We start from the raw sequence: 18248 nt of genomic DNA, 5'->3' as shown, positions 1-18248 counted from the left end.
CCAATGTCCGTGATACAGGCGGCAAAGACGGCATTGCTGAATGCTTCGGCCAAGGGCTTCTTCCATTTGCTGAGTGCTAACCTGGCAATCAGCCTTTTGTCTTTCGGCGCTCAGCTGTTGGTGATCAAATTCCTCTCGCCTGCGGAGATGGCCGATATCAAGACAATGCAGTCTTTCATAGGGATCGCAGTCGTGATCGCGAGTGTCGGGCTAAATACGGCTGTCCTTAAGCTCTGTTCCGAACAACGATCAGATGCTGAACGCGCGTTGATACTTCGTAAGAGCCTTAGGTACACTGTAATTCCAAACGCCTTGGTTCTGGCAGCAATCGCGGCTGCGGCACTCCTGGGATTGTTCTCGCCCTCGAGTCGCGTCAACGACTGGATGATGGTACTGATGTTCTCAGTCCCGGCAACGGCACTGGGCTCCGTCCTCATGATGTACTTGCAGGCGCGAAAACGAATCAAGCTGATGGCGACCGCGCAGACGATGATTCGCGTTGTCGGCCTCACGGTTATCGTGCTTGCTGCATTTTTCTACGGCTTTGGCGGTTTTGTGATAGCGAGCGCGATCGTCGCAATAGCTGCATTGGCGCCGTTGGTGAGTCTTGTCAAGGATGACTTGGTCGTGTCGAAGTCAGATGCAGAAGAGAGCTTTCCGCTGATCTGGTATTATGCTCGTTGGAGCCTGGCGGGCAACTTGGTGGCTACCACAATCGGCTTTCTTGATATCCTGATGCTCAATTATCTGATTGATGACCGTGTTGGCCTCGGATATTATAGCATTGCCACGATCTTTGTCTTGGGACTTAGTCAGGTAACATCAACCGTACAGACAATTGCGACGCCGTTCTTCTCCGAATACAGCAGTGATAGATCCCAGTTCATGAGGGTATTGAAGAAGTACCAGAAGATGCTGATGTTAACGGCATTGGCGTTGACCGTGGCGTCAATGGTCATAGTACCATGGTTGATTGTGTTGTTCTATGGTGAAAGTTACGCACCGGCGGGAGAATACTTCCAGATTCTTGCCGTGAAGTATTTCCTCTGGAGCTGCTATGCGCTGCTTGGAATTGCCATATGGGGCGTCGGCAAAATGAAACTCAGTTTCTACAATGCTCTGGCAACACTGGTAGTCTCGACGGTTATCAGTTACGTACTTATAATAAGAAATGGATTGCAGGGAGCGGCAATCGCCCAAGTGGTGTCGTACCTTTTTAGCTTGATTATTGTCGCTTTTGTTGCGAAAGTGGCACTTGAAAGTCACTTCCATTCATTAACGGTTACGTCCGGCGATACAAAGCGAAAGAGACCAGAATGAAGCTTTCGAGCCTAATCAATCCTGTTAGCTACTACCTTTACGTTCGAAAGCGATCGATACTCGGGCGGCTGAAGCGCGTCGGCAAGAATTTCGTTTTTGATCCACTCAGCACGATACTGAATCCCCAACATATCGAGATCGGCGACAATGTTTTCATCGGAGAGCGGGCGCATATTTCTGCTGAAGTGAGCATCGGTGACAATGTGATGTTTGGCCCGCGACCAATGATTATTGGCGGTGATCACTACTTTGGCGTGAGCGGCAAGAGCGTTCGATTTTTACACCCACGAGATCGTGAAAACGCCGAGCCGATTACGATCGAGGCTGAAGCCTGGTTCGGGGCGGGTGTCATAGTCCTTGGAAACGTAACGGTAGGAATGGGAAGCGTGGTCGGCGCGGGAAGTGTCGTTAGCAAGTCGATACCGCCCTACACAGTGGCGGCTGGAAATCCTTGCCGTCCGCTCAAGCGGGTCTTTTCCGACGAGGCGCTTATCAATCATGTAGCGGAGTTAACGAAAGACAACTCTCTTGCCCAGAAGGTACTGGCTAGGCGCCAACATGATCTTCGGGCTATGAATCTCTCCGAGTTACCGGTCATTGACAAGACTGACCTCTACTGGGAAACGCGGCCACACCAATAGAAAAGCAGAGATCGCCAGGCAATCTCTGCTTCATTCGCAACAGATCGAAAAATAGGACTACGGACATGCCGCACAGGGAGCGGGACCGCCTCCGAAAATGTAGGCAATAACATATACCGCGTCGGAGATGGAGAGCCCTCCGGAACAATTAGCATCACCGGCTTCAGCTGGCACGGGGGCAGGACCGCCACCAAAGATGTGAGCAATCAAGAACACAGCGTCGGAAACCGAAATCGTACCGCCGCCGTCGGCATCACCACAGATAAAGGATGGCGGATCGCAGCTGTCGGGAACGCCATTGAAGTTCGCATCTTGCACCACACCGAAGAATATCTCGCAACTATCGTCGAGATCGTTGCCATTGCAGTCAGTAATTGCGACATCGGGAACGATCTTTCGGATTTCGCCGTCTTGATACAACAAATAGAGTTCACCATAATTGTCTTCAGCGAATGATGTCAATCCAGCGGTAAAGGTGAGGTCAAGTTCAACCGTTCTGTTCTGGAAATCAGTCTTGTTGATTCCGTCGTAGCGGAACGACCAAACAGTACCTTCGCAATAGTCCCCAAAGAAGTAAGTTCCATTCAGATCCGGGATCGCACAACCGGTGTAGTTGTAGCCACCGGTTATTGAACAACCAAGACTGTGTGTATACTCATGAATTGGGTCGGTCGTAATGCCCGAAGGGTCGCAATTGACGGATGGGATGTAGCAATGAGCTCCTTCACGAAGGGGCCAACCGAAGTTGATATTGCCGGTATCGGCAGCCGGTCGGAAATTGATTTCTTCATACTGTCCCTGACCAACGTCGCCAATGTATAGATCACCGGAAAGACGATCAAAGCTATTCCGCCAGGCATTGCGCAATCCCCAATAGTAGATCTCTTCCCGTTGAGGACCACCGAAGAATGGATTGGAAGGAGGTATACCATATGGAGTACCAGAGTCGACATCTATTCGCAACATAGAACCTAAGAGAGTATTGAGGTTCTGACCATTATTATGTTCATCATTGCTTCCTCCGCCATCACCAGCAGAGATGTAAAGAAAACCATCGGGTCCAAATGCCATCCAGCCACCATTGTGATTGCTTTCCAAGGGGTGAGGTATGGTCATTAGAATGCTTGCGCTGGCAGGATTTGCGCTATCGGGGTTCGTGCCGGAGACTTGCCAACGAGTCACAACGTTATCACCGCTGGTGTTAGTATGGTATGTAAAGAAGTAGCCATTGCCAGCGTAATTGGGATGGAAGGCCAGTCCGAGTAAACCTTCTTCGCTGGATGTTCTCACCGGACTGATTGATAGAAACGGTTTGGTGTACATAGTCCGGGTGTTGATATCCATAATGCGAATATCTGCGCGATTGCTCGTGCTGGCAGAGCCTCGTTGTTCAACAACGAATAGGCGATTGAAGTCACCGACTGGCGATGTTGCAAATACGGGTCGCGTTAGGCCGCTGACCACTATTTCTGTTCGTAATGGAGTTTGCGCATTGAGCGGTACAACTGAGAGTACGAGCACCAAGGCGAAGAGGCAGCAAGAGGTGGTCAGATTTCGAAACGGCATCAGTATCCTCCAAGACAGAAATGTGAAGTAGAAGTACTTGGACCCTATTAGTTCTTCGTCGGTCTTCAACCGTGAATGCTTAGGTCACTACAGAAAGTATGTGCAAAAAATGTACGCAATATGGAGCAATTTTGATGATCTTTGATTGACAAGAAATTCAAACTGACCAAAAAAAGGCCGCCCGTTTGCCGGGCAGCCTTTTCTGTAAGTTATTATGAATAAGATTGTTATGCTATTATTTCCCAGTTCCTTCGGCAGGAGTATTCCCGGTCTCGGCTGGTGTCGGGGCTTTGGGCATTGGCGCGGCGTTCTTGGGCATAACAAAGAGCGAATCAGCAATCGGAACGTTTACACCGATTGAGTCGATGGTGATCATCTGCTGTACTGACTGCCCACCTGCTTGCATTTGAGAATTGATCTTGAACGGGTAAACAATGCCTCCCGCTGACTTGTGGTCGGAGAAACTGGTATTGCTCGAAGCCGTCTTTTCGCGAACAATGTAGTAAGTGGCGGCGTCGAAGAAATAGGTGGTTGTGTCATTCTTAGCCGAAACGTATTCGACTTTGTACGCCTTTGCACCTTTAACCAGGTCCTCTCCGAGGAATTTAGCCGTTCCGCCCTTCTTTTTGTAATCCAAGAGGGTGAACTGCTCGGCCTGAGACTCCAAGTCCGCTTTATCCTTGCCTTCGAGTATGAAAGTCTGTCCCATTTGCGTCGCCCACGCATCTTTGCCATTCGTGCCAGCGGCATACATGACCATTCCGTTGGCAGATACTTGCATAAAGCTCTTGCCCGGCAATACGATATAGGCTGTGAGGTCAAGAGGCATTCCTTGAGCGAACATGCTGCCTTTCATCGTCATGGTCTTGACATCGCCCATGGCTTTGGCGCCGCCGTAGGCTTCAATGTGTTTGGTGATGATTTCATCGGCGGTCATTTCGGCCACAGCCGGGATTGCGGATGCGATCATCAGGGCGAGGGCCAGTGCGAGAATTCTCTTCATCTTATCTTCTCCTTGAATCTACCAAAGTGTTCTAGCTAGTTAAGGGTGATTTTAAAGAATCACGGTTCTGTGTGCAACAAGTTTCCGAGACACTCCCAGCGATTTTTGTTGCCAAGGACGAAATCAGTCTCTATTTTCTTCCAACAGTTTACAAGTCTAAGAGTCGAAGGTTTCAAACCAAATGGAGGTACAATGAACCTAAAGGCTAAAGTGTTGGTAGCAATAATGTGTGTGTTGATGTTGAGCACATCCAGTTATGCATTCCGATTCTCTGTAGGCGGCTTTGGCGGCCTGAATATTCCTATCGCCCAAGAAGACACAGAATCCGGAACTGCCTTTGGAGCAAAGGCACGCATTCCGTTGATGGGCTCAATAGCCATTGAGCCAAACATCGTTTTTGCCGAAAATGGCGATGCTTCCTATGATGTCGAAGGCGGCTGGAATAAGACCATGACACATGAGGGCGGCAAGTATACGAGTTTCGGCGTTGATCTCGTAATCGGCAGTATCATGGGTTATAAAGGATTCGGAGCTTACGGAATTCTCGGGCTTTCGTCTTCTAAATTCGAGAAGAAGGGTATTCCTGATTTAACCAAGGGTACTTACTGGTTCGGATTGGGATTTGAATATGGGTTTACTGATCAAATCTCGCTTGATGTTCGGGGCAAAGCCTTCATTTTCCCCTACAAAGATGATGCCAATCCGAACGGCGACGACAAAGGGTCGCGCAAGAACGGTTTGGTTACTGTCGGCCTCAATTACTACTTTGGATTCACGGAGTAAGCGACGATGAAGAAACTTATACTTATTGGAAGCAGAACGTTAGCCGTCGCATTAATCGCATTTTTTGCAATGGGTGCAAGCTGTATCACGACCGGCAATGTGATGGTTGTTGAGTATCTTGACGACTTGAGTGCCGCCACCGGACAAACGATCACCTCCGGTGATGTGGATCTGTCTGAGAATGATGATTGGCAGGAGCACAAGGAAGACATCAACGGTATTGACGATATCGGATTCGCCTGTCGGATCACGAACAATTCAAATGCCGCCGCGTCGGGCCAACTTTATGTATCGCCTAACGACAAGGACTACACTACCGAAGCGGCCATTCGGGCAAACGGTATTTTGGTACTTGACGGCATAGTTGTACCGGCTGGTGAGACACGTGACATCGAATGGCAAGAGTCATACGATTACTTGATGAATTTCGAACTGGTCAAAGAAATCGTTTTCGGTGAGCAATTCCACTATTACTTCATTGCTGCCGAAACACCATTCGATATCGATGTAACGGATATCGTCTTGTTCATGTCGGTCAACGGCAAGCCGTAATCAATAATTAGATCGAATATTCAACTTAGTGTAATAGGGTCCCGAGAAATCGGGACCCTATTCTTTATGGGAGAAATGCTTACTTTAGCCCAGTCCGGGGAATAGCTGGAGAAGCCCAGTAGCGATAAACTCAATTGCAATTGCCGAGAGGACCATGCCCATTGCACGTGTAAAGGTATTGATCCCGATTCGTCCGAGTTTATGGCTAAGCGGTATTGAGAGCCTTAGGAGAATCCAGGTCAATAGTGCAACGAGTATCACCGAGAATATCACGAATCCCTTGGCGGACCAATCCTCGCTTCGGTGTGCAAACACGATGACAGTGCTGATTGCGGCCGGTCCTGCAAGAAGCGGTACAGCAAGAGGCACAACTGCAACATTTTCTTTGGCGACGGCTTCGATTTCTTCTTCCGGGGTTTGTTTCGTAGGGCTGACCTTGGCGTTAATCATCGAAAGCGACAGTAGCAAGATCAGGATTCCACCACCGACTTGAAACGAGGCAAGGCGAATTCCGAGGAGTTTCAAAAGAGGCTCACCTGCAAAGGCTGCACCAATCAAAACGACTGCCAGAGTGATTGATGCGATTCGAGCGGTGTTCGCTCTTTGTCTGGGGCTTTCGTCGGAGGTAATACTAATAAATATCGGGATGGCCCCAAAGGGGTCAACAATGACGAGGATAGCCGTCAAGATTTCGAGATATTGGTGCCATTCAAGCATGATGTTACAATAGTAATATGAACTGCTTTTTAGGAGGTCACAAACACAATTTCATTGGTCTCGAAGTGACTGAAGATGTACCTTTGGTGTCGATGAATTGATGCCACTCTGTTTAGGCAGCGGGATCCAAGGAGAGAATTTATGAATGTCAATATAGTCAGAGAGTTCCTGACACATATCGAGCTGTTCAAAGACCTCGATAGCGAAGAAAGGAACCTTCTTCTTGCTGAGGTAACTGAGATGACGCTTGAAGCGGGGACGCTCTTATTTGAAGAAAATACGACCCGCCAACAAATGTACATCATTTATGACGGAGAAATTGAGCTGTTCAAGCGGAGTCCCTATGATGAAGAGACTCGCTTGACAGTATTCTCCAAGTTCGATTTTCTTGGCGAAGGCGCGCTGATGGAGGACTATCCGCATAACACTTCAGCGCGGACTCTCGTCAAGTCGACACTGCTGACTATTAGCCGGGATCAATTCTACAAGTTGTCTAACGAGCGGCCGACTATTGGATTCAAACTGATCTCCCGGATCGCCCGGGTGATTTCGCGAAGGATGCGTCAGGCGAGCACGCGGGTCGTAAATGTTGCAGCACAATATGTTTCTGGACGAACTCGCACAGAACACGACTTGCTCGGCGACAGAGAAGTTCCGTCGGAATATCTATATGGTATCCAGACGATGCGTGCATTGGAGAATTTCAATATCAGCGGTATCTCTCTGGCATATTATCCAGACTTCATCCGGGCTTTAGCGGTTGTCAAGATGGGAGCGGCACGGGCAAATATGCAGTTGGGGGCACTGCCGGAGCCAATTGGAAACGCAGTTGTGCAGGCTTGCCTGGAGATCACCAATGGTCGCTGGCACACCCAATTTGTGGTGGACATGATTCAGGGCGGTGCGGGTACATCGACGAACATGAATGCAAACGAAGTCATCGCCAATCGCGCTCTAGAAATTCTCGGCTATGAGCGAGGCGAGTATAAGTACTGCCACCCCAACAACCACGTGAATCTATCACAATCTACTAACGACGCCTATCCGACGGCGCTGAAGATTGCTCTGATCAACGCCAACGGCAAGCTAATCGAAGTGCTTAAGCAGTTGATTTCGTCGTTCTATGCCAAAGCTGAAGAGTTCAAGAGCGTGATCAAAATGGGTCGAACACAGCTTCAGGACGCCGTTCCCATGACACTGGGGCAGGAGTTTGAAGCTTATGCGGTTATGCTTGAAGAAGAAATTGATCGACTGGAACAGAATGTGGCACTGTTTCTTGAGGTAAACATGGGCGGCACAGCAATCGGAACCGGGATCAACGCCGACCCTCGTTACTCAAAGCTGGTAATTAAGGAGTTGAGGGAGATCACCGGGCTCGACATAAAGCTGGCAAAGAATCTAGTCGAAGCGACACAAGATACCGGGGCATTCGTTATGTACTCCTCGGCTATTAAAAGGCTCGCAATTAAGCTATCAAAAATCGCGAATGACCTTCGGCTCTTATCATCCGGTCCACGCGCGGGATTGAACGAGATTAATCTACCGCCAATGCAGCCGGGGTCGACGATCATGCCGGGGAAAGTGAATCCCGTGATACCGGAGGTTGTAAATCAGATTGCATTTCTGGTGATCGGCAATGATCTGACTGTCACACTCGCCGCCGAGGCAGGGCAATTGCAGCTCAATGTGATGGAGCCGATTATTGCTCATAGTATATTCGAGTCAATAGAGGTTCTCAAGAATGGAATGTTCACGCTGAGGCACAGGTGTATTGATGGAATCACCGCGAATGTGGAGCACTGCCGAAAGATGGTCCAAAACTCTATCGGTTTGGTAACAGCGCTCAATCCGGTCCTTGGATACGAAGTCTCGACCGATCTGGCCAAGGAAGCGCTGCGTACTAACCGAAGTGTTTATGACTTGGTTTTGGAGAAGAAGTTGCTGTCGGTAGAACAACTTGACAAGCTCTTGACACCGGAGAACATGATCGGTCCGCGAGAGAGATAATGCTTGATTGGCTTGATATTAAGCTGTATAATTATCTCGATGTTGATTCATTTACTCCCTTTTATGACAAGCAGATAAGAAGGACAGGTTTAAATGGCGAACAACCTGCGTTATGATGTAGCTGTTCAGAGACTTAAGTATACAGGTCCGATGGTCGAATTTGGTTTCGAGCGAGATCGAGTTATCGAGTTTAACCATCGCCACCGCGCCGTGTTGGCAAACTACGAACTTGAGCTTGAGGCCTGCGCTATTCTCAACTTGTCCAATCGAGTAAATCCCAAATCCAATCTTGGGGCGCTGCGAAATCGCCAAGTGCGCCAGTCGGTCATCGTCTCCGCTGCGCTGTCGGCGATCTCAGTGGGACTTCACGGACGGGGTAGTCTAAACGCCGTACCAAAGCATCTTGTGACGAACGAAGTAAAAGACAACCTCAAACGAGCAAATGATCGCACTGCTGCTCAGGTAATGGCGGAAGTTCTGCAAACCACCGCCGAAACATTACCAGTTGGCGAAGAGATTATTATTGAGTCGGCGATCACTGAGGGTGTCCGTGTGAAACCTGGGGTCGAAGCAGGCGGCAATCCGACAATCGCGGTCGGAGCAGTTTTTGGAAAGCCGGAACACCGCGCCAAGTATGGTCTGAAGCTGCCGCAGAATGTGTCACTTTTGTCGCTGGGAAATGACGTAATCGACGGAACAACCAAGTCCGTAGAAGGCTCGCATTCCAGTTTCACGGCAATGGTAGTTACAGAGTCCGGCGTGAAAAGACACTTACCGGACACTTATGTCCAGCGGTGGATGGCTGGTGTACATTTCGAAGAATTCAATCCGCGCGAGACCAAGTTAGTCGAAATCGCCGAGATCATGGCACAGGCACACGGATATTCTTCCGTAGACAAATTGAGCACGTTCTTCCTTGATCGTCCACGCCATTCTTTTGCAATGGATACATTGAACAAAGCTGGAGTTGCAACGCCGTTCGATAAGGACGGGGATTTGATGCCTGGAATCGTTCTTGGACTGGAAGGCCTGAACTTCCCGGATAGCCGAACTTTGTCAAGTATGATTGGAGAGATTGGCGGCTCCGCCGAGTGGGCCGTCGGAGTATTGCCGCTGGTATGGCGCGGAGGACAGGCGATTGGTATGTTGACCAGTCAGTCATCTCTGACCCGGAAGGATCTGGCGCCTGAAGAACTGTGGAAAGAACGGTTTCACTTCACTGAAGAAGAGTTCATGCTGATTCAGGATGCGCGATTCCAACGTAAGCCATACTTCACTATCAAGGACATCCTTGATGATCCAATGGCGGGCGGCATAAGCGCGTTTGGTGCGATAACTGACAATTTCTTTATTCCATACTTGCAAGGTGTGCGAGCTGAACCAGAAGGCGGGCGGATAAGCGTTAATATCCTGGTAGTCAATTCGATCGGTATGGTTGATGTGTGGCAAATGGTGTTCCGCTGCCAGAATAATCTCGCTTCGACCGGCGCTCTTATGAGATCACCAAAGACAGAACTCGAGAACCTGACTGGTGCCGAGCTCGAGCAGGCGATCGGAAAAATGCTAAATGATCAACGTACTCGCGAACGCTATTTGATTTTCTTCAACAACGAGTACTATCCGGCTCTAATCCCAATTCACGACAAGATGGTGCTTCTGCAGAAGGCAGTACAGGGATTGATTGAACGCAATGCACTGACCGAGCACGATCGTGAGATAATCCAATGTACGCAGAGAGCTGCGCCGGATCTCTTCGTGAATTCGGAACTGTAATCCTCAAGTAATCAACGACTTAGGAGAGACTCCCTCCGTCGTTGAATTAATAGTAATCTAATCAAGAACTTACCAGAACCTTAGTGTTCTTCCGTTATCAGTTGAACGAATGCTTTTGACTGATGAAGGGAGAACCACATGAATTTCGAAATCGAGGAATTGACAGATTCCCCGGAGCCGATCCACACGCTAATTGTCTCCGATGTTCACCTTGGTTCGCGCGTTAGCCGCGCCAAGGAGTGCCTTGAATTGATCGAGTCTTACCGCATCGACAAGAGGCGATGGAGATTTCGTAAGTTGATCCTGCTTGGCGACATATTTGATGACCTTAATTTCAGCCGTCTCGACAAGTACGCTTGGAAGCTAGTGAGCCTGTTTCGTGAAATCACAGACGAAGAGAGCAATGCGGAGGTTGTCTGGGTTCTAGGCAATCACGACGAATTGCTGGTTCCGTTGATGGCACATCTGGTAGGAATCAGGGTGCATGAAGAATATGAATGGGAAATCGCCGGAAGACGTTACTTCGCGATGCACGGTCAACAATTCGACAAGTGGATCATCAATTATCCGAATATCTCCAAGGTTCCGTCTTGGATTTACGACCTGATTCAACAGCTCGACGGGCCAAAGCAGAGGATTAGCCGATTCGTCAAAGAGAAGAGCAAGACCTGGCTGCGCATTAACGACTCCGTGGCAAATGGAATTGTGAACTACGCATCTAGCAAAGGAAAAGGTATCGTTGCGGCATTCTGCGGTCACACTCACATCGCCGAGGAAATCGACTTCCCCGAGAATGGAATTCGATACTTCAATACGGGTTGCTGGACAGGCAAGCACGCGCCGACGTACGTAACCATTTCAATCCGTGGTAAGGTGCAACTTCGCGAACTTGAACAAAACGCTGCTCCCATCGTAGCCGCCGGCAAGCTCATCGCTGCCCACGTCTAAACCAGGGGGCGATTGTGAAGCAGTAGCTCCATCTCGATTTCATCGCGAATTTCGATGCCATTGAATCCGAGCATTGGGATGGAAGGTTTGAGTTTTCGGGATTCCAGAAGAGCGTTTTCGTGTATGGCCGCAATTCGAAATCCCAGTTTTTCATAGAGTTTCACGGCATAGGAATTGTCATTAGTGGTAATCAGCCAGACTCGATGACATCGTTTTGATGCGGCCCAGTTACAGACCGTTGTCATCAACATGGTTCCAATCCCCAGCCGTTCCCTCATGCTGTTTAGAGAGATGATTTCACACTCGTCGCGGTAGAATCGATAAGTTAACAATCCGACCGCAACATTGTTGATCAACGCCTTGAAGCCGGGGAGTTGATCGCCTTGATGTACAGCACCCCGCGTGACAATCTCTGGTCCGCCCCAATGTCCGCTAAGAATCAGCCGAACCCAATCGCGATCGTGATCGTCGAGCGCGGCAACTGAAACGGCGCTCATTTCGATTTCTGCCTTTGTTGAGCAATGTAAACACCGATCAGAACCAATGCTCCACCGATGGCAGTAAACACGCCGAACTGCTCACTAAGCATCGGCACTGCCAAAGTCGTAGTAGCGATTGGTTCAAGATAGAGAAAGATACCGGCTCTCGCCGCTCCGACTCCTCGAACGCCTTCCTGCCAGAACCAATGTGCAAGTGCCGTGGCAAATATAGCTAACACGCCAAGTGCTATGTAGACCTTCACTGACAGGAGCAAGAAACTGCCCCAATTCGAAGTCAGAAGCATATAAACGAGCATCAATACGGCAGTAGGAATAAGAACGCCGATCGTAACAATCAGAGGCGACTGAGAACGGGTCAAGTCGCGCGTAGCCACGGTATAGATTGCCCAAGTGTGGGCGGATATCAAGATAAGCCAATCACCGGTGCTTTTGAGCCACTCAAAATTCAACAAGTTACCATGCGAGACAAGCAACAAGATTCCGGTTGTTGCGACGACTATGCCAATTATGGTGAAGCGACTTATCTGCTCTTTGAGAAACACATAAGACAGAGCGACGGTCACAAGCGGCGTTATCGAGATGATCCATCCGGTGTTCGTTGCAGAGGTATACTGAAGCCCTGTAATCTGGATCAGGAAATGAGCGGTGATAATCGCCGACCCAATGGCGAGTTGTTTGTAGACGTTGGGGTTTCGAACAAGCTTTGCGCCTTTGAACCGAGCCATGGCGAAGAGAATCGGCAGAGCAATGAAGACGCGTAGGCCAAGAAGTTCGATTGGGCTCAATTCGCCGAGACAGATTTTTGTCGCGACGAAGGACCAACCCCAGACGACGACTGCAAACAATAGGAAGAATGACGACATATCAGCGGGACAAAGGATTCTCGATTAAGAATGGTGCCGTCACAACCATTTCCGCCGTTTGAAGAACCACAAGAGCCCACCAACTATCAGTAAAGAGAGGAGCCAGAATCCGATGTAGCCAAGCGGGAGTCCAAGCTCGGGCATGCTCAGAGGACCGGCATTAGTGTCAAAATTCATTCCATAGACTCCAGCGAGAAATGTCAGCGGAATGAAGATTGTCGAAATCACTGTCAGCAATCGCATGATTTCGTTGGTGCGATTGCTCAGGCTCGTTAGATAAATCTCCAGCAATCCGGAAACCATTTCACGATTGGTTTCAACGGTATCAGCTACCTGCACAACATGTTCATACAAATCACGCATATACAGCCGTGTGTAGTCGTGAATCAGCGGCGATTCGCAACGCTCAAATGCTCCGAGAACTTCTCGCAACGGCCAGATACAGCGGCGCAAGTCGATGAGTTTACGTTTCAGAGAGTATATTGTGTTCAGATTGTCTGGCTTCGGGTTCTTGATCAAGTGATCTTGAGCTGCTTCGACTTTGTCGCCGATGCTCTCCATGACAATAAAGTAGTGATCAACGACGGCATCAATCAAGGCATGCGCCAAATAGTCGGCACCGAGGAATTTCTGTCGAGGGATGGTCCTGCGAATGCGATCACGAATTGGCTCGAAGACGTCGCCTTCGACTTCCTGAAACGAGATTACATAATTCTTCCCTATAACCAAACTCACCTGTTCGGCGAGAATTTCGTCCGTGCCCGGTTTGATGTAGAGCATCTTGAGCATGGTTACCATGTATTCACCCATGTCCTCGAACTTAGGGCGTTTATTTGTATTGACGATATCCTCGAGCATCAATGGGTGGATGCCGAATTTCTGTCCAATGCCCTCGATGATACTGATGTCGTGCACGCCTTCAATGTTAATCCACGCCATGTGGGACTGATCGGCCGGTACGACAATGTCATCGATCGATGCCGCGCGGTATTCCTGGTGTTGGTCGTTGGAATATTGGAGGACATCGATTGTCACTGGATCCCGGCGTTCGACGCCAACATAGATGAGGGAGCCTGGCATCTTGCCAAGCTTGTTCGAAATGCGTGAGGAAGGTTTCTTTGTACTCATAGTTGAACGACTATATTCTTGATCGCTGCCAATGAATGGATGTTGTAGAGGGGCGGCAACAAAAATTCCGAAACAATCACAAGTGTAACGCGTATTCAGTGGAGAATTGATATCCACAATGGGAAACAAGATCGCTTACGCCCTTCGGAGTCGAAGTCGAGGCGAGTACTTTTTGAGTTAAGGAAGCGAACTTATGCATTCGGTAAGGAAATGCATATTGCCGTTCCTGCTTTTCGGGATTCTGGTCTCGGGCAGCAGTGACGCTGTAATAGCGCAGACAAATCCAAATTCTATCAGAAAAAACATTCGAGCAGTAAAAGCCAATCCGCATGCTCCCAAGATAGACGGAAAGTTGGATGATGCGATCTGGCAGCAAGCTGAGTTTCATTCGGACTTTCTGCAACGACTTCCTGACGAAGGCGCACAGCCGCTTGAGAAGACTGAAGTTGCAGTTGTGTATGACGAGCATACGCTCTATGTAGGTGCCAGATTCTATTGCGACAATCCGGAACAGTTGCGGATGCATTTGGAGCGACGGGACAATCAAGGCCCGGCTGAGCAGTTCATCGTATCGATCGACTCATACTATGACCGCCGCACCGGGTTTGGATTTGGAGTGAACACATCAGGCGTGAGATTTGATCGGTACTATCCTGAGGACTCTGAAGGGGGGGCTGACTACTCATTCAATCCGGTCTGGCATGCCCACACCAGCGTTGATGATAAGGGCTGGATTGCCGAGATCGCAGTCCCATTCTCGCAATTGCGGTTTACTGCCAAGCAGGAACAAGTTTGGGGAATCAATTTCAACCGCTGGATTCCAGAGCGCAATGAAGACAGTTATTGGGTGTATACACCCCGTGAAGAAGCCGGCTTTGTGTCTCGGTTCGGCGATTTGACTGGCATAGTGGGCATTAAGCCCTCAAAACGCATCGAAATCCTGCCTTACTTTGCGTCTGATGCGAGCTTCGTTGACGGTGATTTTACCGGCAATCCATTCGAAGATGGCAAGGACCTGGATCCGCGAATTGGCGGCGATCTCAAGATGGGGATTGGTCCGAATTTGACTCTTGACGCGACTTTCAATCCGGACTTCGGTCAGGTTGAAGCGGATCCGGCGGTAATCAATCTGAGTGCATTCGAAACAGTTTACAGCGAAAAGCGACCATTTTTCACCGAAGGCGGTTTGTTGCTCGAAGGCAATGGTCCGAGCTATTTCTATTCGCGTCGAGTTGGCGGTCCGCCTCGCGATAACGGGATAGGGGACATTGTCCACCAGCCTTCGAATTCGACCATTCTTGGAGCGTCCAAGATTACCGGGAAGTTGAAATCAGGTACCTCAATCGGCTTTCTGACAGCATTGACTCAGCGTGAATACGCGCAGAATTATGATCGTGAGACTGACTCAACCTATAAGACGCAAATAGAGCCAATGACATTGTACTCTGTTGCGCGCGTTGAGCAGCAATTTGGCAAGGAGCGTTCGACTGTTGGAATTTCGTTGACCAGTGTCGGCAGAGATCTCAACGGCGTTGGCCGATTGGAAGATAGGCTTCGCAAGAGCGCAATAACCGGCGGCGCCGACTGGCGACTCAAGTTCAAACAGGGCCTTTACGAATTGTATGGCCACAGCGGATTCAGCCACATACGCGGCTCGAAATCGGCTATCCGTCGGGCGCAGCAGTCAAGCGCGAGGTATTTCCAGCGACCGGACGCCGATTACATAGAATTTGATTCAACGCGCACATCCTTGACTGGCTATGCGTCGCAGATTGGATTGAAAAAATCTGGCGGAAAGCACTGGGTCTGGGATCTGTCGTTTAATGCCGAGTCGCCCAACTTCGAACTGAACGACGCAGGCGTACTCGGGCAGGCAGACGATCTCGATGCCAGTATGTATGTTGGTTATCAAGAGAACAAGCCCGGAAAGGTCTTTCGGAGCTACTATGTGGAAGCATTCGGCTATGCCAACTGGAACTATGGCGGGAATCGACAATTCAGCGAGGGTGGGCTTTTCTCAGAATTCACTTTACCCAACTACGTGAGCTTTGATTGGACCGTCAAGCGCCAATTTCCGGGTCAGGACGATGCTCGGACCCGCGGTGGACCATCAATGCAAAACGAAGCTGGATATTCAACCAATCTCGGGATAAACACCAATTTTACCGGGACTACTGTGTTCAGCGCGTCCTTTAACTATGGTGTTGACGAACTCGACGGTTGGCTTTGGAGTTGGGGAACCTCGATGTCAACCCGGATCGGTAATCGGATGGAGTTCGCAGTGAATCCGAGTTACACTCGCGAGGATCAACCTCGACAGTACGTAACCTCCGTGGCCGGGCACGGCGGTGGTGAAGGGACTTATGGCGTTCGCTATGTCTTGTCCCGCATCGCGCGAACGACGATTTCAGCGACCATTAGAATGAACTACTACTTCACCTCCAACTTCAGTCTTGAGGTATATGCGGAACCCTATGCCGCGAATGGCAAGTTCCATCAGCACGGCGAACTAGTCAAGGCAAGAAGTCACGATTTGAGGTATTACGAATCCTCTGAAGGCAGTTCAATCGAGCTGATTGAGGATGACGATACAGGTGATAAGTACTATCAAGTTACTGATGGCGCTGAGAGCTTTACGTTGCCGTTTCTGGATTTTGGCGCGCGCTCTTTCAGAAGTAATGTTGTGATGCGCTGGGAATTTCACCCGGGCAGTACCATATATCTGGTGTGGCAACGCAATCTCGGTGAGGACAAGGATATTGGAAAGACGGTCAGCCCCAGTGCGCTTTTCGATTCATTTGGAGCTCAGGGCGAAGATTTTGTCGCGTTCAAAATCGCGTACTGGATTCCGATTTCATAGCAAATGGAGTGTCGGACAATATTTCTTCATGCTCGTTCCCTCAGCAAGATTCGAAGGAACGAGCAAGACATCTCTATAAGAGCTTCATTCTGGTTTTGACTGCCAATCATTACCTTACGTCGTAGCGCAGGAATGCAGCAAACGCACCGCCAAATGCGACTATCGAGAATATCAAGAGTAATCCAAAATCGAGTAGAAATGTCTTCGCCGCATCGGAAAATCCATAAGATGGGGAGACGAAAGTCGGCAACTGAGAAGCATCGATTGCTGCTTGGTCTCGTGGTGTTCCGATCGATACGCCTTTTTCTGTGTCTATTTGAATCGTAAACGCTCCCGCACCGGGACCGGACTCCGCCTGTTTTGCCTGGATGAACTGCGTATACTCGGTTCGGAAGATGTCCATAGATTCTTCATTGCGTGTTTTGAGAGCTATGTCTGATCCTGCAAGATCCATGGCAGCAAGCTGGAATGCCGATGCCGGTGAAACGCGCGAAAGGGAGAATGCCAGCCGTTCTTGTGCGGCGCGACGATGACGAAGATCGTCGTTAAGCTTCCGGTCAAACTCGTCAATCTCCAGTTGGACCGCCTTTCGTGCGGCATCATCTTCTTCGAGGTATTGCCAGAGCTTTTCATCTTCGACTGGAGCATTTTCTCCGTCAGGGTTGTCTGTATGAACGCTCCTTTCTCGCCAGCGCTCTTCTTGAGCAGTGTAAAATGTTGCCCAACGATCCTTTGAGAAGCTCTGTACCTGCCCTTCGACTTCTGCCGTGCTTGGAACGGGAAGAATCTGTCCTGCGGCTATGATTCCCGCACGAGGGACAATCAGCACAAAGACAATCCATGCCACCAATGCCAATAGGAACGAGACACTGGAACGCTTGGTCAGAGACGATATCAGAACTCCGAGTATTATGAAAAAGGTGAAAAACGCAATTGCCGCGACTATCAAGGTGAAGAGTCTCAGCCAGTGATCGGCGGCGAACGGTATTCCGAATAGCTGTACCAGGAGAACGCTCAACAGAATTGGCAGGCAGATTGGAATCACTAATCCCAGCCAGCCGCCGATGCACTTGGCAAGTATGAATCGGGCGCGTGGCACCGGATTGGCAAACACCAATTTCAGCGTACCGTCCTCGCGTTCGCCATTGACAGCGTCATAGGTGAACATGATCGCAAACAACGAAAGCACGACCAGTACGATGAACGAAAAATCGACGAATCTGAAAACGGCAAAGATCGGATCATCAGAGTATGAGCTATTGCGGAGCTTGACCATACTTTGCTGATTTATTGCCGACCACCTGCCGATGTCGTAATTGAGCCCCGAGACGAAAATCTGCATCGGGTCAGGAGCACGATAAGCACGATAACGCACCGAATTCCACGAGGTGGCTTCGCGAGTACCCTCATCGATCAACTGCTTGCCGGCTTCATATTGCTTGACTGAATTCTGATACTCCTGAATCCCGATGTAGACGCTCAACAACATCAGCACCGAGCAGATAACAAATGTGGCTGTAAACTTCGGACTCAGGATAATCGCCTTGAGTTCCTTCTGTATCAACACTGAGAGCATATTTCGATTCT

General features: G+C 49.5%; 15 protein-coding genes. 8 read left to right on the top strand and 7 right to left on the bottom strand.

Features of this window, described 5'->3' with window-relative positions; translation table 11 throughout:
* Window positions 1-3 precede the first annotated feature (3 nt).
* A complete protein-coding gene (locus IPH59_13205) occupies window positions 4-1320 on the top strand; it encodes an oligosaccharide flippase family protein (protein MBK7092656.1) in 1317 nt (438 codons plus the stop codon).
* Window positions 1317-1961, top strand: a complete 645-nt coding sequence (locus IPH59_13200; protein ID MBK7092655.1) for a hypothetical protein — start codon at window positions 1317-1319, stop codon at window positions 1959-1961. The genes IPH59_13205 and IPH59_13200 overlap by 4 nt, the downstream gene beginning before the upstream one ends.
* A gap of 57 nt (window positions 1962-2018) precedes the next feature.
* On the opposite strand, the gene IPH59_13195 is transcribed toward IPH59_13200, so the two are convergent.
* Together IPH59_13195 and IPH59_13190 are read right to left on the bottom strand one after the other, a co-directional pair.
* Window positions 2019-3527: a PQQ-dependent sugar dehydrogenase gene (locus IPH59_13195; protein ID MBK7092654.1), complete on the bottom strand. Its 1509-nt coding sequence runs from the start codon at window positions 3525-3527 to the stop codon at window positions 2019-2021.
* A gap of 235 nt (window positions 3528-3762) precedes the next feature.
* Window positions 3763-4530, bottom strand: a complete 768-nt coding sequence (locus IPH59_13190; protein ID MBK7092653.1) for a hypothetical protein — start codon at window positions 4528-4530, stop codon at window positions 3763-3765.
* Between the two features lie 192 nt (window positions 4531-4722).
* Between IPH59_13190 and IPH59_13185 the strand changes: the two genes are divergently transcribed.
* On the top strand, window positions 4723-5313 hold the full coding sequence (locus IPH59_13185; GenBank protein MBK7092652.1) for an outer membrane beta-barrel protein: 591 nt from the start codon (window positions 4723-4725) through the stop codon (window positions 5311-5313).
* Window positions 5314-5319: 6 nt separating this feature from the next.
* Complete coding sequence (locus IPH59_13180; GenBank protein ID MBK7092651.1) at window positions 5320-5865, top strand: hypothetical protein; 546 nt, start codon at window positions 5320-5322, stop codon at window positions 5863-5865.
* A gap of 84 nt (window positions 5866-5949) precedes the next feature.
* Here the strand turns inward: IPH59_13180 and IPH59_13175 are convergent, their stop codons facing one another.
* A complete protein-coding gene (locus IPH59_13175) occupies window positions 5950-6582 on the bottom strand; it encodes an NAAT family transporter (protein ID MBK7092650.1) in 633 nt (210 codons plus the stop codon).
* A 141-nt stretch (window positions 6583-6723) separates the two neighbouring features.
* On the opposite strand from IPH59_13175, the gene aspA reads away from it, so the two are divergent.
* From aspA to IPH59_13160, 3 genes are all read left to right on the top strand, one after another.
* Window positions 6724-8589: an aspartate ammonia-lyase gene (gene aspA / locus IPH59_13170; protein MBK7092649.1), complete on the top strand. Its 1866-nt coding sequence runs from the start codon at window positions 6724-6726 to the stop codon at window positions 8587-8589.
* 93 nt (window positions 8590-8682) lie between these two features.
* Window positions 8683-10362 carry a fructose-bisphosphatase class II gene (locus IPH59_13165; protein ID MBK7092648.1) on the top strand — a complete coding sequence of 560 codons (1680 nt, stop codon included), beginning with the start codon at window positions 8683-8685 and terminating at the stop codon, window positions 10360-10362.
* 138 nt (window positions 10363-10500) lie between these two features.
* Window positions 10501-11310, top strand: coding sequence for a UDP-2,3-diacylglucosamine diphosphatase (locus IPH59_13160; protein MBK7092647.1), 810 nt, complete (start codon window positions 10501-10503; stop codon window positions 11308-11310).
* Here the strand turns inward: IPH59_13160 and IPH59_13155 are convergent.
* Genes IPH59_13155 through corA form a run of 3 tightly spaced genes read right to left on the bottom strand, consistent with a single transcriptional unit; the run spans window position 11307 to window position 13801 of the window.
* On the bottom strand, window positions 11307-11807 hold the full coding sequence (locus IPH59_13155) for a GNAT family N-acetyltransferase (protein ID MBK7092646.1): 501 nt from the start codon (window positions 11805-11807) through the stop codon (window positions 11307-11309). The genes IPH59_13160 and IPH59_13155 overlap by 4 nt on opposite strands.
* The gene (locus IPH59_13150; protein ID MBK7092645.1) at window positions 11804-12673 is read right to left on the bottom strand and encodes a DMT family transporter; all 870 of its coding nucleotides are present in this window, start codon (window positions 12671-12673) and stop codon (window positions 11804-11806) included. The genes IPH59_13155 and IPH59_13150 overlap by 4 nt, the downstream gene beginning before the upstream one ends.
* A 39-nt stretch (window positions 12674-12712) precedes the next feature.
* On the bottom strand, window positions 12713-13801 hold the full coding sequence (gene corA / locus IPH59_13145; protein MBK7092644.1) for a magnesium/cobalt transporter CorA: 1089 nt from the start codon (window positions 13799-13801) through the stop codon (window positions 12713-12715).
* Between the two features lie 217 nt (window positions 13802-14018).
* Between corA and IPH59_13140 the strand changes: the two genes are divergently transcribed.
* Window positions 14019-16661 (top strand): carbohydrate binding family 9 domain-containing protein, encoded by a 2643-nt coding sequence (locus IPH59_13140; protein MBK7092643.1) that lies wholly within the window; start codon window positions 14019-14021, stop codon window positions 16659-16661.
* A 109-nt stretch (window positions 16662-16770) separates the two neighbouring features.
* Here IPH59_13140 and IPH59_13135 read toward each other — a convergent pair whose 3' ends face one another.
* A complete protein-coding gene (locus IPH59_13135; GenBank protein ID MBK7092642.1) occupies window positions 16771-18237 on the bottom strand; it encodes an ABC transporter permease subunit in 1467 nt (488 codons plus the stop codon).
* Window positions 18238-18248: the final 11 nt, after the last annotated feature.

The sequence above is a fragment of the bacterium genome, assembly GCA_016708315.1.
Lineage (GTDB): Bacteria > Zixibacteria > MSB-5A5 > CAIYYT01 > CAIYYT01 > JADJGC01.
Note: the sequence above shows the minus strand (reverse complement) of the source record. Positions and strands in the feature narration are given on the sequence as shown.

Bases quoted from the DNA above. Each gene is read 5' to 3' on its own strand.
- IPH59_13205 (MBK7092656.1), top strand. From the start codon at position 4: ATGTCCGTGATACAGGCGGCAAAGACGGCATTGCTGAATGCTTCGGCC.
- IPH59_13200 (MBK7092655.1), top strand. From the start codon at position 1,317: ATGAAGCTTTCGAGCCTAATCAATCCTGTTAGCTACTACCTTTACGTT.
- IPH59_13195 (MBK7092654.1), bottom strand. From the start codon at position 3,527: ATGCCGTTTCGAAATCTGACCACCTCTTGCTGCCTCTTCGCCTTGGTG.
- IPH59_13190 (MBK7092653.1), bottom strand. From the start codon at position 4,530: ATGAAGAGAATTCTCGCACTGGCCCTCGCCCTGATGATCGCATCCGCA.
- IPH59_13185 (MBK7092652.1), top strand. From the start codon at position 4,723: ATGAACCTAAAGGCTAAAGTGTTGGTAGCAATAATGTGTGTGTTGATG.
- IPH59_13180 (MBK7092651.1), top strand. From the start codon at position 5,320: ATGAAGAAACTTATACTTATTGGAAGCAGAACGTTAGCCGTCGCATTA.
- IPH59_13175 (MBK7092650.1), bottom strand. From the start codon at position 6,582: ATGCTTGAATGGCACCAATATCTCGAAATCTTGACGGCTATCCTCGTC.
- aspA (MBK7092649.1), top strand. From the start codon at position 6,724: ATGAATGTCAATATAGTCAGAGAGTTCCTGACACATATCGAGCTGTTC.
- IPH59_13165 (MBK7092648.1), top strand. From the start codon at position 8,683: ATGGCGAACAACCTGCGTTATGATGTAGCTGTTCAGAGACTTAAGTAT.
- IPH59_13160 (MBK7092647.1), top strand. From the start codon at position 10,501: ATGAATTTCGAAATCGAGGAATTGACAGATTCCCCGGAGCCGATCCAC.
- IPH59_13155 (MBK7092646.1), bottom strand. From the start codon at position 11,807: ATGAGCGCCGTTTCAGTTGCCGCGCTCGACGATCACGATCGCGATTGG.
- IPH59_13150 (MBK7092645.1), bottom strand. From the start codon at position 12,673: ATGTCGTCATTCTTCCTATTGTTTGCAGTCGTCGTCTGGGGTTGGTCC.
- corA (MBK7092644.1), bottom strand. From the start codon at position 13,801: ATGAGTACAAAGAAACCTTCCTCACGCATTTCGAACAAGCTTGGCAAG.
- IPH59_13135 (MBK7092642.1), bottom strand. From the start codon at position 18,237: ATGCTCTCAGTGTTGATACAGAAGGAACTCAAGGCGATTATCCTGAGT.